Origin of the sequence: Duganella aceris (assembly GCF_011090165.1) — a bacterium.
In the GTDB taxonomy this organism is placed as follows: Bacteria; Pseudomonadota; Gammaproteobacteria; order Burkholderiales; family Burkholderiaceae_D; genus Rugamonas; species Rugamonas aceris.
The window spans coordinates 69,009-85,024 of sequence record NZ_JAADJT010000004.1; the positions used below are offsets into that span (position 1 = coordinate 69,009).

Consider the following 16,016-nt stretch of genomic DNA (forward strand, 5'->3'; position numbering starts at 1 on the left):
CCCGACGAAATACCAGCGCTGCATGATGCTGTCCGGAGGCGGCTTCCGCTTCGGCTACTACCTCGGCATGCACGCCGCCGCCGTCGAAGCCGGCCAGGAGCCGGACCTGTTGCTCGCCACCTGCGGCGGCGCGGTGGCCGGCGCGATCATCGCCGGCTTGCCGGACAGCGCCGCGCGCAAAGCGTGGCTGGCATCGCCGGAGATGTACGCCTTCTTCTGCGGCCTGCGCAGCAGTCCGCGCGCCGCGCCACTGCGGGCCTTGGCCAACGTCATGCGGCGCCGGCTGGACGGCGGCAAGGCCGCGCGCATCCCCGACCTGTACCACGACTACCTGTTCGAGATCCCCGCGCAGCTGCCGCTGCCGGCACCGCGCGCCGCGCATACCGGCGCCCCGGCGCTGGCCATCCTTGGCGGCAAGCTGCTGTTCGGCCCGGAGCAGGTCGGCCAAATGCGGCGGGGACGGCCGATCTACGCCGTGACGCTGTTCGGCGATGCCCGCACCGCAGCGCTGGCGCACGGCCTGCCATCGGCGGTCGGCGCCGGCTGGACCGACGCCGTCGCGCCCACACTGGAAGTCGACACCGCCATGCCGCGCGCCGACGCGGCCCGCATCTCGATCGCCGACATGTTTTATTTCCGCTGCCAGACCGCCGGCGGCGCCGACTACACCGGCGGCGTGGTCGACCTGTTCCCGGTCGAGCTCGCCTTCAGCCTGGCCGAGCACGTGACGATGGAAATGAAGCAGTCCTACGACCAGCTGATGGCCATCCCCGCCTTGCGCGCCGTGTTCGGCATCGACGGCAACCACCGCCTGCGCCGCGTGCACGGCCACCCGGTCGACGTCTGGGTGGACACCAGCGACGTCAGCCAGGCGTTGCGCGGCAGCGGCGTGCAGAAGCGCATCGACTGGCGCCGCAACCGCATCGCGCTGGCGGCGCCGGCCAGCTATCCGCGATACGTCGCCGACGTCGAAGCGCAGTGGCAATACGGCTACCAGCGCGCGCAGGAGGCCTACACACTGGCGGCCCAAGGTGGCACATTCCGCATGCGCAACGCGGACCAATACAACAAGGCCCTGCCATGAACGTGCTGATCATGGGCGGCACCAGCGGCATCGGCCTCGGCCTGGCGCAACACTACTGGGTGCAGGGCGCGCGCGTGGCGATCTGCGGCCGGCACCCCGGCAAGGTCGCCGACCTGGCGTGGGTGCGCGACCCGCGCATCAGCGTGCACGCTTGCGACGTCGCCGATCGCGCGGCGGTCGAGCGCATGGTGCACGAATTCGCGGCCGGCGGCCTGGACCTGCTGATCGTCACCGCCGGCCAGTACGCCGACGCCGCCGCGATCGCGCAGGACCGCGAACGCGCCTTGCCGGTGCTGCACGTGAACGTCGGCGGCCTCGACAACGCCTTCAGCGCCGCCTCCGCCGCCATGCTGCCGCGCGGGCGAGGGCAGCTGGTGGCGGTGGCCTCCATCGCCGGACTGCAACGCGACTATCCGACCGGCTCGCTGTACAGTGCCAGCAAGCGGGCCGCCATCGCCATCGCCGACGCTTATCGCAAGGCGCTGGCGCCGTTCGGCATCGCCGTCACCGTGATCGTGCCCGGCTATGTCGACACCGCCCGCCTGCGCGAGCTGAACCAGGGCGACGCCGGCCGCAAACCGTTCTTGATGACGGAACAGGACGCGGTCACCCGCATCGCCGCGGCCATCGCCTGCCAGCACGAACGCTGCGTCTTCCCTTGGCAACTGCACGCCCTGGTGCGGGTGTTCAACTGCCTGCCATTGTTCCTCAAGCGCCTGCGCAAAAAATAGGCCCGCGCACGCTAACGCTTTCGTGTTGACAGAAAATATTTATCGGAATATATTTTGTCGACACGATTGGAATCGTTTCCAATTCGTGTATGAGCGCCCAGCCAGCGAGGTGCGGATCGGGCGCACGTCCATCCAAAGGAGACAATGTGAAAAACCAGAAATACGTTCTGTCCGCCATCGCCGCCGGCTTGCTGCTGGCTTATGGCGCGCCGGCCTCGGCCAGCGTCACCAGTCCCGTCATCGGCGCCTTGCTATGGTCCGATGAATTCAACGCCGCCACGCTCAACACCACGCTGTGGACCGCCTACGACGGCAACGGCTGCCAGATCGGCCTGTGCGGCTACGGCAACCAGGAGTTGGAATATTACAGCCCCAACAACCTGTCGATCGTCAACGTGCCGTTCGAAAGCAACACCCGTGCGCTGGCGATCAAGGCCATGAGCCAGACCGTGGGCAGCAACGTCTTCACCTCCGGCAAGATCGACTCGGCCAACAAGGTCCAGGTGCAGTACGGCATGATCGAGATGCGCATCGCCACGCCGCAGCTGGGCACCGGCCTGTGGCCGGCCGCGTGGATGCTCGGCACCAGCCCGCAGGCGTGGCCGCGCAAGGGCGAGATCGACATCATGGAAATGGGCCACAAGGCCAGCAGCAGGGCGGCCGCGTCGCCGACGCCGGCGATCGACAATTTCACCGGCTCCAACGTGATCACCTTCCAGCAGGCCGCTTGCGTCACGGGCAACGAAAGCTGCGCCGCCTCGACCGCGTGGCAGACCAAGAACTGGTATATCCCGAACCAGTCGCTGGCCAACCGCTTCGTGCTGTACCGCTTCTACTGGACCGAAACGCAGATGCGCTTCACCGTGGTCGACAACGGCGTCGAGTACGACATGTACAACAGCCCGCTGCCGGTCAACTCGACCGCGCTGCAATCACCGTTCTATCTGCTGTTCAATCTCGCGGTCGGCGGCAACTTCACCGACGCCGCGACGCCGGCCCAGGTTACCGCGCCGCTGCCGGGCACCATGTACGTTGACTACGTGCGCGTGTATCAGCTGGACGGCAAGGGCAGCGTCAAACTCGGCAACCAGACCGTGCCGGAAGTGGGCAAGTTCGGCGTGTTCACCGATAACACCGTGGTCAACGCCAAGCTGGAGGCCGGCACGACTTCCGACATCTTTGTGTGGAACAACGCCTCGGTGTCGCAGGGCAGTTTGCCGCCGTATGAAGGCAGCAACGGCATCGCCTGGAGCTACAACACGCCGGGGCAGTGGTTCGGCGGCAGCGTGCAGTCGCGCGCGGTGCGCGACCTGAGCGGTTTCCGCAACGGCAATGTCAAACTGAAGATCAAGATTCCGGCCAATGTCGCCTTCACCATCGGCCTGGGCGATACCTACACCAACCAGAACTCGGTCAAGTTCCCGGCCAACGCCACCACCTACGGGCTGGTGCGCAATGGCGAGTGGGGCACGGCCACCATTCCGGTCGCCGACCTGGCCGGCAGCAAGATCGCGCTGCAGTCGATCGTGGATATCTTCCAGATCGCCAGCGACGGCGCGGCCTTGCCGACCTCGGCGTTCCAGATGGCGATCGACGACATCGTCTGGGATAGCGGCGTGCCTGCGCCGACGCCAACGCCAACCCCGACGCCCACGCCGACACCGACACCCACTCCGACGCCTACGCCTACTCCAACCCCAACGCCAACGCCAACGCCAACGCCAACTCCGGCGCCGGCCGTCTCGCAAACCAGCTCGACCATGCTGAAGTTCTCACTGACCTCCAGCAGCTGGGCGGATGTGCACTACACCGTCAACAACGGCGGCGGCATCAACGTGCGCATGACGCAGGCGTCCGGCGTCAACAGCTACACCGCCGCCGGCCTGAAGGCGGGCGACGTGGTGCGCTACAGCTTCACCTACTGGGATACCGCCCATAACTACGCGGTCGATACCGCGCAGCAGAGCTACACCATGCACTAAGCCTCCGACGGCCGTCGTGAAATACGACGGCCGTTGAACAAATCCCGCCATTCTGTCGCCTTATAAAAATGCCACAATCAATCCGGCATTAGAGGTACAATTATTTGAACGATCGTGCTTTTTTAAGGCCCGTTCAAAAAAATAGGAGACAGCATGGATTTGACTTACACGGCTGCGGATCTGGCGTTTCGCGACGCGGTGCGGGCCTTTCTCGACACCAACCTCCCGAGCGACCTGCAGAAAAAAGTACGCAACCATTTGCGCCTGAACCGCCAGGACTACGTCCGCTGGCACCAGATCGTCGCCCGCCAGGGCTGGGCCGCGCCCGGATGGCCGGTCGAGCACGGCGGCACCGGCTGGAGCGCCACCCAGCGCCACATCTGGGAAGAAGAGTGCGCCCGCGCCGGCACGCCGCCGATCCTGCCCTTCGGCGTCAACATGGTCGCGCCGGTTATCATGGCCTTCGGCAACGAGGCGCAGAAAGCCCACTACCTGCCGCGCATCCTCAACTGCGACGACTGGTGGTGCCAGGGGTACTCCGAACCGGGCGCCGGCTCCGACCTGGCCTCGCTGAAAACCACCGCCGAACGCGCCGGCGACCACTACATCGTCAACGGCCAGAAGACCTGGACCACGCTGGGCCAGCACGCCGACATGATCTTCTGCCTGGTCCGCACCGATACGACCGTGCGCAAGCAGGAGGGCATCTCCTTCCTGCTGATCGACATGAAAACGCCGGGCATCACCGTGCGGCCGATCATCATGCTGGACGAAGACCATGAGGTGAACGAAGTCTTCTTCGACAACGTCAAGGTGCCGGTGCAGAATCTGATCGGCCAGGAAAACAAGGGCTGGACTTACGCCAAGTACCTGTTGGGCCACGAGCGCACCGGCATCGCGGCGGTCGGCCGCTCCAAGCGCGAGCTGCTGTTCCTGAAGAAGATCGCGTCCGAGCACTACAAGCACGGCAAGCCGCTGCTGCAAGATCCGGTCTACGCCGCCAAGGTGGCCAACGTCGAAATCGAACTGATGGCGCTGGAAACCACGGTGCTGCGCGTCATTACCCGCGAATCGCATGCGCCGGGGCCGGAGGCGTCGATGCTGAAGGTGCGCGGCTCCGAGATCCAGCAGATGCTGACCGAGCTGATGGTCGAAGCGCTGGGCCCGGACGCGTTGGCCTTCGACACCGACTACCTCGAAGGCAAGGCCGACCACGCCGTCACCGGCGACGACGCCGCCGCGCCGCTGGCCGGCTACTACTTCAATTTCCGCAAGACGTCGATCTACGGCGGCTCGAACGAAATTCAGAAAAACATCATCACCCAGATGATCCTGGGACTGTGAGGAGCGGCGATGGATTTTAACTTCAAGGAAGAGCAGCAGCAGTTCGCCGACGCCCTGCGCCGCTGGGTGGACAAGGACTACGGCTTCGACGTACGCCATCGCATCATCCACTCGGCCTCGGGCGTGTCGGACGTGGCGTGGAATACGCTGGTCGAGCTGGGCATGACGGCCTTGCCGGTGCCGGAGCAGCAGGGCGGTTTCGACGGCACGGCGGTCGACATGCTGCTGGTGATGCAGGAACTGGGACGCGGCCTGGTGGTCGAGCCGTATTTCGCCACCGTGTGGGGCGCGCAATTCCTCAAGCTGGCCGGCAATCAGTACCACTTGCTGCAGGACGTGGCCGAAGGCAAGCTCAAGCTCGCCTGCGCGCTGGGCGAAAAGCACTCGCGGCACGACCTGGCGGACATCAAGACCATCGCCGGCATCAACGGCGAGGGCTACCGCATCGACGGCACCAAGACCGTTGTGATCCACGGCGGCCAGGCCGACGCGCTGATCGTCTCGGCCCGCAGTGCCGGCACGCAGCGCGACACCAACGGCATCAGCCTGTTCGTGGTGCCGGCCGATACGACCGGCATCACGGTGCGCGACTACCGCACCATCGACGGTCAGCGCGCGGCGACGGTGCAGTTCCATCATGTCGCGGTGCCGGCATCGGCGCTGCTTGGCAAGCTGGGCGGCGGCTGGGAGATGCTGGACGAAGCGGCCGACTACGGCGCCAGTCTGCTGTGTTCGGAAGCGGTGGGCGCGATGGACGCCATCTTCGCCGCCACGCTGGAGTATCTGAAGACCCGCAAGCAGTTCGGCACGCCGATCGGCGGCTTCCAGGCCTTGCAGCACCGCATGGCCGACATGTACATCCACCTGGAGCAGGCGCGCTCGATGGCGATGCTGGCGGCGGCGCGCATATCCTGCGGCGACGCCGAGGAGCGGCGCCGGGTGGTGTCGGCGGCCAAGGTGAGGGTGGGGCAGGCGGCCAAGTTCGTCGGCCAGCAGGCGGTACAGCTGCACGGCGGCATGGGCGTGACCGACGAACTCGCGGCCGCGCACCACTTCAAGCGGCTGACCATGATCGAGCTGACGTTGGGCGACGTGGATCACCACCTGGAACGCTTCATCGCCCAGCGCGGCTTCCAGCAGCACTCGTAATGGCGGATCATGTCTTGCAACGCGCCGTGCCCAACGAGCAGTGGCAAATGGTGCTGGAGTTTGCCGGGCCGGAGTATCGGCTATTCGATACCTCAATACTCCGGAACGACAATGGTTGGGTTCAGCTCGCCTACCCGCAACACCTGAAGCGCTACACGGTGACGCCCGACGGCATCCATTGGCCCGAGGGCGGGACGGTGGACGCCGGTTTTCTCCACCAGCGGTCCAAACCGCTGGATCCGGCGGCGCTGCGGCATCAAGTTCTGCGGCTGAGCTACAAGAACCAGGCCCCGACTTCGGAAGACCGGTCGCACCATGTCTACGGCGTCTACCTGGCGCGCTTCAGCCAACAGCCTGTCCACATCGAGGAATCCATCGGCGGCGGCATGGCGGAGCGGGGTGGTGGCCGCGAGTTCTCCATCGAAGAGCTGCTGGCCTGGCCGGAATGGCGGGAGCACTTCACGCTGTCAGGCTGCGCCTGGGCCATCCCCAAGGTTGAACAAGGCGCGCTCGACACTCTGGTCGTCGAGGCCTGCCGGCGCAATGGGCTGCCCGACTAAAAAAGAGCGTTCAAATGAACCTGGATCTCGCCACGGACTGCGGCGATGACGTTGATTATTGTCGACCAGCCCGCCGGCAAACGGCATACACCCAGTTGGTGAGCCGGGCGCTTGAACCCTACGGCGGCGCGCTGCTGGATGGCTTCCGACTACAGGCTCCGTCGGGATGGAAAAGTACGCTCAGCCGTCCAGGCTGATGCAATACCGGTTCCGCCCGGTTTGTTTGGCGCGGTACAGGTTGGCGTCGGCGGTGCGGATCAGGGTGCTGGGGTCGCTGCTGTCGATCGGCGGCATGGCGCTGGCCAGGCCCATGCTGACGCTGATGTGCGGCGCCGTCGGCGAGGCGGCGTGCGGCAACGCCAGCTTGCGCACTTCGTCCAGGATCCTGGCCGCCACCACCTCGGTGCCGTCCAGCGCTTCCTGCGGCAGCAGCAGGATGAATTCCTCGCCGCCGTAGCGCGCCAGCAAATCCTGCGGCCGCGTGGCGCACCGCTTCATCGCCGCGCTGACCTGCTGCAAACAGGCGTCGCCGGCCTGGTGTCCGTAGTGATCGTTGTACAGCTTGAAGTGGTCGATGTCGATCATGATCAGCGACAGCGCCATGCCGGCGCGCGCGCAGCGGCGCCATTCGGCGTCGACGGTGTCGTTGAAGCTGCGGCGGTTGGCGACTCCGGTCAAACCGTCGGTCATGCTGAGCTCGCGCATCGCGTCGGCCTGACGCTTGATCGTCAACTGGCTGCGCACGCGCGCCCGCACCACCGCCACGTTGAACGGCTTGCTGATGAAGTCGACCGCGCCGGCCTCCAGCGCGCGCGTCTCGTCCTCCGGCTGGATCAGCGCGGTGACGAAGATGATCGGGATATCCTGCAGACGCGGCGAGCCGCGCAGCGCGGCGCACACCGCGTAGCCGTCCATGCCTGGCATGACCGCGTCCAGCAGGATCAGGTCGGGCTGCTGCTCGAGCGCGATCTGCAACGCCGTTTCGCCATCCATCGCGAACAGCACTTCGTGCTCGTCGCGCAAGGCATGGTGCAGGATCTGGATGTTCTCCATGGCGTCGTCCACCACGAGGATGCGTCCGTTCCTGGCCAGGTCGGTCCAACTCATGCACTTTCCTTTCGATGCAACATCTCTTCCACCATTCGGTATGCGGCTTTGAAGTTCAGGGTCTCCACCGCTTCGGCCAGCGCTCGGGCCTGGTCTTGGGCTGCCAGGGCGGGGCGCAGGGCCTGGAAGTGTGCAAGTGCTTTCATGTTGTTATTCTGAAGCAAACTTTGCAGCTCCGCTAGCTTTTGCGCCAGATCGGACGAAGAAGTGTTGCTTACCGGAATATCCTGTTGCGGCGCGCGCAATTGGCGGGCAGTGCGGTTGACCAGTTCCAGCGCCTGTTCCAGCCGTTTCAGGGCGGCCGGCAGCGCCAGGCTGTCGGCGGCGTCGTGCAGCGCGGCCTCGGTGTGGGCGGTCAGGCGGGCAACGTCGGTCGCGCCCAGGTTGGCGGCCACGCCGCGCAGCCGGTGCAGCGCCTGCGCGGCCTGCTGGCGCTGGCCGGCGGCCAGCAGCGCGCGCACCTCGGCCACGGTGCCGCCTTGCGAATGTTCGAAACGTTTCAGCAGCGCCACCAGCGCGTCGTGGTTGCCGCCCAGGCGCGCCAGCGCGGCGTCGATGTCGATGCCGGGCAGCGGTGAGGTCGGCGGCACCGAGGCTTCGACGCTGCGCGGCGGCGGCGCCGGCACCAACGGCACCATCTCGCGGGTGGCGTCGCGCAGGGCCACCATCCGGTTCAGCACCGCGATCAATTCATCGACGTCGATCGGTTTGGCCACGTGCGCGTTCATGCCGGCCTCGGCTGCTAGGCGGCGGTCGTCGTCCAGCACGTTGGCGGTCATGGCGATCACCGGCAGCGTGCGCTGCCCGGCGGCGCGGATGGCGGCGGTGGCGTCGTAGCCGTTCATCACCGGCATCTGCACGTCCATCAGCACCACGTCGAAGCGGTCGGCGGCGGTGGCCAGCAGATCGACCGCCATCTTGCCGTTGGACACCACCTCGACCACGGCGCCGGCGTGCAGCAGGATGTATTCCGCCACCTCCTGGTTGATCTCGTTGTCCTCCACCAGCAGGATGCGCATGCCGGCCAGGCGGCCGTGCAGCGGCGAGTGCGGCGACACCGTCACTGCCGCCGCCTCGCCGGCGCCGGAGCGCAGCGCGGCGACCCTTTCCCGCAGCCGCGCCGGGCTGAGCGGCTTGGATAGCACCCCGGCCAAGCCCAGCTGCCCGGCCTGCTGCGCCAGTTCCGCCGCGCGGTGTTCGGAGGTCATCATCAGCACCGGCGGCAGCGGCAGCGACAGGCTGGCGTGGATATGGGCCAGCATCGCCGGGCCGTCCATGCCGGGCATGTCGCGGTCCAGCAGCAGCAGGTCGTAAGGGCGTTCGGTGCGCAGGCTGTCCTGCAGCAGCGGCAGCGCCTGCGCGGCGTCGGCGGTGCAGGCGCAGGTCCAGCCGAAGCTGCGGCTGGCGGCGCGCAGCGCTTCGCGCACGGTGGGATTGTCGTCGACCACCAGCACCGACAGCGGCGCGTCCGCAGCCAGCGCGTTGACGGCGGCGGCCGGCGCCCCGGTGCACTCGAGCGGCACGCAGAACAGGAATTCGGCGCCGTGGCCGGGCTCGCTGCGGACGCTGATCGCGCCGCCCATCATGTCGGCCAGCCGGCGGCAGATCGCCAGTCCCAGGCCGGCGCCGCCGAACTGGCGGCTGGTGCTGCTGTCGGCCTGCGAGAAGGCGTCGAAGATGCCGGCCTGCTTGTCGGCGGCGATGCCGATGCCGGTGTCGCGCACGTGGAACTCGATCAGCGCCGCGCGCCGTTGCTCGGGCGCCAGCCGCGCCGATTCCGCCGCCAGCCGCACCGACAGCACCACCTCGCCATGGGCGGTGAACTTGATGGCGTTGCTGACCAGGTTGAGCAGCACCTGCTGCAGCCGCATCGGATCGCCGGCCAGCGTGGCCGGCATGTCGGGGGCGATCTCATAGACCAGCTCGACGCCCTTGTCGCTGGCGCTGCCGCTCAGCAACACGCTGATGCTGTCGAGAACGTGCTGCAGCTGGAAGCCGGCGTGCTCCAGCACCAGCTGGCCGGCCTCGATGCGCGAGAAGTCCAGCACGTCGTTGACCAGGCCCAGCAGCGACTGCGTGGCGAACTGGATCTTGTCCAGGTAGCCGCGTTCGCGCGGCGCCAGCGGCGCCTCCTCCAGCAGGCGCGCCAAGCCGATGATGGCGTTCATCGGCGTGCGGATCTCGTGGCTCATATTGGCCAGGAATTCGCTCTTGGCGCGGCTGGCCGCCTCGGCGCGGTCGCGCGCGACGATCAGCTCCTCGTTGACGCCCTGTAGATGCAATTCTGTTTCCTTAAGTTCAGTCACATCGGAGACTAGCACAAAGAAACCCTGTACCTCGCCCGAATTGTCGACATCCGGGATGTAATTGATCCAGGTGTGGCTGATCGCCCCCGCCGGCCATTGCAGGCGGCCGGCGAAACCCTGCGGCTCGCCGCCCAGCGCGGCCTCGACGTAGGGCCGGCTTTCGTCGAACTGGCGCGCGCCCAGCACTTCCGGCATGTGCGCGCCCATCAGTTGTTCGTTGTCCAGGCCGTGCCATTCGCGGAAGAAGCGGTTGGCGAAGCGGCAGCGCAGGCCGGCGTCCCAGTAGGCCACCATGCCGGGCAGGTTGTCGGTCACGGCGCGGACGAAATGCTCGCTTTGCTCCAGCCGCGCGGCGGTGGCGCGCAGCGCCTCCTTGGCCTGCTTGCGCTCGGTGATGTCGAAGGCGATGCCCAGCACATGGGTGGCGCGGCCGTACTCGTCGCGCAGCGCCACCTTGCGGGTGGTCAGATAGCGCGTCTCGCCGTCGGCCGGGGTGAACGCCTCCTCGGCGATCTCGGCCACCGTGCCTTGTTCCGAGTCCAGCACCCGGCGGTCGGCGGCGTTATATAAATCCGCCTGTTCGGCCGGCACCAGCTCATAGTCGTTTTTGCCGATGAAGTCGGCGCCGCCGGTCACGCCGAACATGGTGGCGCCGTGGCGGTTCAGCATTTCGTAGCGCAGGTCGTCGCCGCGCTTGAGGAAGATCATCGCCGGAATGTTTTCCACGATCGAGCCGAGCAGCTGGCGCGAACGGTGCAGCTCCGCCTCCGCCCGCTTGTGGTCGGTCACGTCCAGCAACAGGCCGGTGATGCCGATGATCTTGCCGTCGTTGCCGAACTGCGGGTAGTAGCTGACCACCCAGTGGCACAGCTGGTTGGGCGAGGCGGCCGGATAGCCGCTGCGCTGCTGGTTGGTCAGCGGCCGGCCGGTGTCGAGCACGGTGCGGTAGTCGGCCAGCACGGTGCTGCGCACGCCGTTGTCGGGGATCATGTCGGCCATGTGGCGGCCCAGGTGGTCGACCACCCGGTGGGCGTTGAGCGCCGCCAGGTAGTCGTTGATGCGCACCACCCGCAGTTCGGCGTCGACATAGCTGAGGCCGACCGGCGCGGTGGCGTACAGCGTCTCCAGCTGGGCGCGGTTCTTCTCCAGCTGGCTGGTGCGTTCCACCACCAGGCTTTCCAGCTCGTGGCGGTGGCGTTGCAGGTCGCCCTCCAGCGCGTGGAAGGCCTGGACCACCGCTTCCGCCTCGCTGAAGGTCATGGTGGGCAGCGTGAATGGCTGGCCGCCGGCCAGCGCCTGGGCCGGGCCGACCAGGTCGCGCACCGAACGGGCGATGCGGCCGCCGACCGACCACGCCAGCGAGAAGCCGGCCAGCAACACCGCCGCCATCGTCAGCGAGATCAGCGTGACGGCGGCCAGCAAGTCCTCCAGCGCCTTGGCCTGCGGGGTGGCGATGGCCACCGTCACGCCGCTGACCGGCGCCCGGCTCAGGCCGAGATACACCGGCACCTGGTTGGCGTCCTCGGTGTCGAGCAGCGCTTCCGGCGCCAGGCGCAACTGCGCGCGCAGCTTGGGATCGGCGGCGTGGCCCAGCAGCAGGCGCGGCCCGCCGGACTGGGCCAGGATATCGCCGTCGGCGTCGTACAGCGTCATGGCCTGGTCGGACGTGATCTGTTCGTCGCGCAGGATGCTGGAGAGCCGGTCCGGCTTCAGCAGCGCGGTCATGGCGTACACCACATGGCTGTCGACGAACACCGGGACGTCGACCGCCAGCAGCGCGCCGCCCTCGACCACCACCACCGACAGCTGCGGCCGGCCGTTGTGGAACAGCGCCGCCAGGCGGGCGGCGTTGTTGACCGGATGCAGCGTGTCCGGCAACGGCGCGCCGACATGCATCATGGCCTTGCCGGCGGCATCGCTGAGCAGGAACTGGGAGGCGGGAAATTGCGGGCTGAGCAGGGCGCCGGCCTGCAGCCGCAGCGCGTTCAGGTCGCCGCCGCGCACGCTGGGCGAGCCGGCCAGGGCGAACACCGCGCCTTCGCTCTGCACCAGGTCGCGGTCGACGGCGGCGGCCACCATGCGTGCCGACTGCTGGGTGTCCTGTTTCAGCGTGTTGCGTTCGCGGCTGTAAAACTGGCTGACCACGGCGCCGAAGCCGACCACCGTCGGCAGCGCGCACGCCAGCACCAGCAGCGCGATCTGCGAACGGATGGAGGGCAGGCTGGGACGTTTTTTTTCTGGCACGCGCTGGGTCCTGGTTGCGCCGGAGCATGGCGATGCCGGCTACAGGATAGTAGCCGACGCTGCCGTTTTCAGAAAGTAATTTTGTCCATGGCGGAGCACGGCCGCCACACCGCGTCAGATCGGCTTGCCGCCGGCGTAGGCCCAGCCCAGTTCGGCCATCGGCCGCGCCATCTTGCCCGATTCCAGCGCCTGGGCGCTGGCGGCGGTGCCGTCGACGTAGCGCTTCATGATGCCCTGCATGATGCTGGCCAGGCGGAACATATTGAAGGCGAGGTAGAAGTTGAAATCCTCCAGCCGGATCGTCTTGCCGGTGCGCTCGGCGTAGCGGGCGATGTAGTCCTGCTGGGACGGGATGCCCAGCGCCGCCAGGTCCAGCCCGGCGATGCCGCGGAACTGGCCGGGCGGGATGTGCCAGCTCATGCAGTGGTAGGAGAAATCGGCGAACGGATGGCCCAGCGTCGACAGTTCCCAATCCAGCACCGCCAGGATGCGCGGCTCGGTCGGGTGGAACAGCATGTTGTCGAGACGGAAGTCGCCGTGCACGATGGCGGTGTCTTCGCCCGGCGGGATGTGGTGCGGCAGCCAGGCGATCAGCTGGTCCATCGCTTCGATGGTCTCGGTTTGCGCGGCCAGGTATTGCTTGGTCCAGCGCTCGATCTGGCGCGCGAAGTAGTTGCCGGGCTTGCCGTAGTCGGCCAAGCCGATGGCCGCGTAGTCGACCGTGTGCAGTTGCGCGATCACGCGGTTGAGTTCGTCGTAGATGGCGCCGCGCTCGGCCGGCGTCATGCCGGGCAGCGACTGGTCCCACAGTACCCTGCCTTCGACGAATTCCATCACGTAGAAGGCGCGGCCGATGACGCTTTCATCGGTGCACAGCGCGTACTGGCGCGCGGCGGGGAAGCCGTGTTTGCTCAGCGCGTCCATGACGCGGTATTCGCGCTCGATGGCGTGGGCCGACGGCAACAGCTTGTCGGCCGGCGCCGGCTTGGTGCGCAGCACATAGTGCTGGCCGCCGATGCTGAGCTTGAAGGTCGGATTCGACTGGCCGCCCTTGAACTGCTCGACCGTCAGTTCGCCTTGCGGATAGCCGTCGACATGCAGGCGCAGGTAAGCGTCCAGCGCCGCCACATCGAATTGGTGGCGCGCCGACACGGCCTTGGTGCCGATGAATTCTTCGAACATGCTGTCTCCTGCTTTTTTGTGGGTATCCCCCATTCTAAATCAACAAAAGTACGCGCGTGCTTTTTATTTAATCGGGCAGCGCCCGCTGTGTGATGCGTAGATTGTCCGGCGCGAAAATCCGCGCATAGCGTCGATCATCTCGATCACCGGACCGACCCGGCGCGCGTGCGGCAGTTTCTGCCGGATCAGCTCGACCACCGGCTCGGTGGCGTAAAGGCTATCGTCTTGCCGGTGATCGCCTCGATCGCCACCTCGTTGCTGCTGATCCCGGTGATCAGATCGACCACCGGCACGCCGCGTCGCGCTGCGCGCCGAGCCGGGCCGCTTCCGGAAGGAGCGCGCAGATGCGCCACGCCTTGCGGGCCCGCGCCAACGGCTCATACATCGCCGCGCGGCCGTCGACCACCTTGACCGGATACCACACTCGCCCGGTCTCGGTGCCCGCAAGCTGCGGATTCAGCAGACAGACGACTAGCATCGAGGCTGGACGGTGACGCATGGCACGCTCCTTGATTCCACTTACACGGCTTAGAACTCCTGCACGGTCGGACGCAACACGATTTCGTTGATGTCCACGTCGCCGGGTTCGTCGATGGCGTACGCGATCGCGCGCGCCACGGAGTCGGCCGGAATCGCCGACTTGTAGAAATCCTTGACGAACTTGCTGCTTGCATCGTGCGAGCTGCCCAGTTGCAGTTCCGAATCGACGGCGCCCGGCTCGATGGTCGTGGTGCGGATCGCGCCCCCGACTTCATGCCGCAGGCCTTCCGAAATCGCGCGCACCGCGAACTTGGTGCCGCTGTACACCGTGCCGCCCGGGCTGAACACCTTCAGCGCGGCCACCGAGGCGATGTTGATGAAGTGGCCGCTGCCTTGCGCCTGGAACACCGGCAGCGCGGCGGCGATGCCGTACAACACGCCCTTGACGTTAATGTCGATCATGCGGTCCCATTCGTCCACCTTGACCTCGCTCAGCGGGGCGATCGCCATCAGGCCGGCGTTGTTGACCAGCACATCGATGCGGCCGTACACGCGCACGGCGGTGTCGATCAGTTCCTTCACCTGCGCCGCGTTGGTCACGTCGGTGGCCACCACTTCGGCCTTGCCGCCGGCGGCACGAATGTCGTCGGCCAGCGCCTGCATCTTGTCGACGCGGCGCGCGCCCAGCACAACCGAGGCGCCACGCGCCGCCAGCATGCGCGCCGTGGCGGCGCCCAAGCCGCTGCTGGCACCGGTGATCACGACGACTTTACCTTGGATATTGTTGCTCATGATATTTCCTTTTAGTGGTTGGCGGGAATGTCCCCGATGAAATGAGTATAGGAGGGGCCACCGCACCGATAAATGGAAATGATATGATTTCTAAATTCCCATTTTTGGAATTGTCATCGTGCTCAATCGTCTGGAAATGTTGCGGATCTTCGTCTCGGCCGCCGAGGCGCAAAGCTTCAAGGAAGCGGCCGCGCGGCTCGGCATTTCGCCGCAGGCGGTGACCCGCGCGGTGCAGGACCTGGAAAAGGTGCACGGCGAATTGCTGTTTCACCGCAACACGCGCGGCGTCCAGATCACGGCCTACGGCGGCGAACTGGCGACCCGCGCCAAGACCAGCGTGCTGCAGCTGGACGATCTGTTCCTGGAGCGGCCGGCGCGCGAAGCGCAGGAGGTCGAGGGCGCGGTGCGCCTGACCGCGCCGGTGATGCTGGGCCGGGTGCTGCTGATGCCGGTGCTGAAGCGGCTGGCCGCCAGCCATCCGCTGCTGCGCTTCGACCTGCACCTGAGCGACGCGCACGCCGACGTGGTGGACGACCGGATCGACATCGGCGTGCGCTTCGGTCCGCTGCACGACAACCGCTTCGTGGCCCGGCGCGCGGCGTCGCCGGCGTTTCATGTGGTCGGCACGCCGGCGCTGATCGAACGCCACGGCGCGCCCACCAGCATCGAGCAATTGCACCAGCTGCCGACCACCGAATTGCGCGACGCCAGCGCCGGCCGGGGCTGGCCTTGGTACTTCGCCGGCGGCGCGCAGATCGTGCCGGCGGCGCCGCGCTTTTCCAGCAACGACGGCGACGCCGAGTGCGAAGCCATCCTGGCCGGCATCGGCTTCGGCCAGATCCCGGCCTACCTGGCCGATCCGCACATCGCCGCCGGCCGGCTGGTGCCGGTGCTGCGCGAGTTCATGCCCGACCCGTGGGACGTCTATGTGTACCGGCCGCAACGCGGACCGGTGCCGGCGCGCATCCGCCTGGTGTTCGACAACTGCGTGGCGGCGCTGGGGCCGGCATGAAGGGGGGGCCAGCGGGGGAGGAGCCCGGCCGGTCCGACCTGAT

The 16,016-nt window shown here is 66.9% G+C and carries 12 protein-coding genes; 7 read left to right on the plus strand and 5 right to left on the minus strand.

What is annotated here, in order from left to right; translation table 11 throughout:
- Nucleotides 1–22: 22 nt before the first annotated feature.
- The 6 genes from GW587_RS09920 (at nt 23) to GW587_RS09945 (ending at nt 6,850) form a co-directional block, all read left to right on the plus strand.
- Nucleotides 23–1,084: a patatin-like phospholipase domain-containing protein gene (locus tag GW587_RS09920; RefSeq protein WP_166101828.1), complete on the plus strand. Its 1,062-nt coding sequence runs from the start codon at nt 23–25 to the stop codon at nt 1,082–1,084.
- Nucleotides 1,081–1,815 carry an SDR family NAD(P)-dependent oxidoreductase gene (locus tag GW587_RS09925; protein ID WP_166101830.1) on the plus strand — a complete coding sequence of 245 codons (735 nt, stop codon included), beginning with the start codon at nt 1,081–1,083 and terminating at the stop codon, nt 1,813–1,815. Before GW587_RS09920 ends, GW587_RS09925 begins: the two co-directional genes overlap by 4 nt.
- A gap of 146 nt (nt 1,816–1,961) precedes the next feature.
- The gene (locus GW587_RS09930; RefSeq protein ID WP_371875567.1) at nt 1,962–3,797 is read left to right on the plus strand and encodes a glycoside hydrolase family 16 protein; all 1,836 of its coding nucleotides are present in this window, start codon (nt 1,962–1,964) and stop codon (nt 3,795–3,797) included.
- A 153-nt stretch (nt 3,798–3,950) separates the two neighbouring features.
- Nucleotides 3,951–5,141: an acyl-CoA dehydrogenase family protein gene (locus GW587_RS09935; RefSeq protein WP_166101835.1), complete on the plus strand. Its 1,191-nt coding sequence runs from the start codon at nt 3,951–3,953 to the stop codon at nt 5,139–5,141.
- A gap of 9 nt (nt 5,142–5,150) precedes the next feature.
- The gene (locus tag GW587_RS09940; RefSeq protein WP_166101837.1) at nt 5,151–6,290 is read left to right on the plus strand and encodes an acyl-CoA dehydrogenase family protein; all 1,140 of its coding nucleotides are present in this window, start codon (nt 5,151–5,153) and stop codon (nt 6,288–6,290) included.
- Nucleotides 6,290–6,850, plus strand: coding sequence for a hypothetical protein (locus tag GW587_RS09945; protein ID WP_166101840.1), 561 nt, complete (start codon nt 6,290–6,292; stop codon nt 6,848–6,850). The genes GW587_RS09940 and GW587_RS09945 overlap by 1 nt, the downstream gene beginning before the upstream one ends.
- Before the next feature lie 180 nt (nt 6,851–7,030).
- Here the strand turns inward: GW587_RS09945 and GW587_RS09950 are convergent, their stop codons facing one another.
- The 5 genes from GW587_RS09950 to GW587_RS09970 all read right to left on the minus strand — a co-directional run bounded on the left by GW587_RS09950 (nt 7,031) and on the right by GW587_RS09970 (nt 14,961).
- Complete coding sequence (locus GW587_RS09950) at nt 7,031–7,957, minus strand: diguanylate cyclase domain-containing protein (RefSeq protein WP_166101857.1); 927 nt, start codon at nt 7,955–7,957, stop codon at nt 7,031–7,033.
- On the minus strand, nt 7,954–12,507 hold the full coding sequence (locus tag GW587_RS09955) for a PAS domain-containing protein (protein ID WP_166101859.1): 4,554 nt from the start codon (nt 12,505–12,507) through the stop codon (nt 7,954–7,956). The genes GW587_RS09950 and GW587_RS09955 overlap by 4 nt, the downstream gene beginning before the upstream one ends.
- Nucleotides 12,508–12,621: 114 nt before the next feature.
- Nucleotides 12,622–13,689 (minus strand): phosphotransferase, encoded by a 1,068-nt coding sequence (locus GW587_RS09960; protein WP_166101862.1) that lies wholly within the window; start codon nt 13,687–13,689, stop codon nt 12,622–12,624.
- A gap of 274 nt (nt 13,690–13,963) precedes the next feature.
- Nucleotides 13,964–14,167 carry a hypothetical protein gene (locus tag GW587_RS09965; RefSeq protein ID WP_166101864.1) on the minus strand — a complete coding sequence of 68 codons (204 nt, stop codon included), beginning with the start codon at nt 14,165–14,167 and terminating at the stop codon, nt 13,964–13,966.
- A 50-nt stretch (nt 14,168–14,217) separates the two neighbouring features.
- Nucleotides 14,218–14,961, minus strand: a complete 744-nt coding sequence (locus tag GW587_RS09970; RefSeq protein WP_166101867.1) for an SDR family oxidoreductase — start codon at nt 14,959–14,961, stop codon at nt 14,218–14,220.
- A 118-nt stretch (nt 14,962–15,079) separates the two neighbouring features.
- On the opposite strand from GW587_RS09970, the gene GW587_RS09975 reads away from it, so the two are divergent.
- Nucleotides 15,080–15,973, plus strand: a complete 894-nt coding sequence (locus tag GW587_RS09975; RefSeq protein ID WP_166101871.1) for a LysR family transcriptional regulator — start codon at nt 15,080–15,082, stop codon at nt 15,971–15,973.
- Nucleotides 15,974–16,016: the final 43 nt, after the last annotated feature.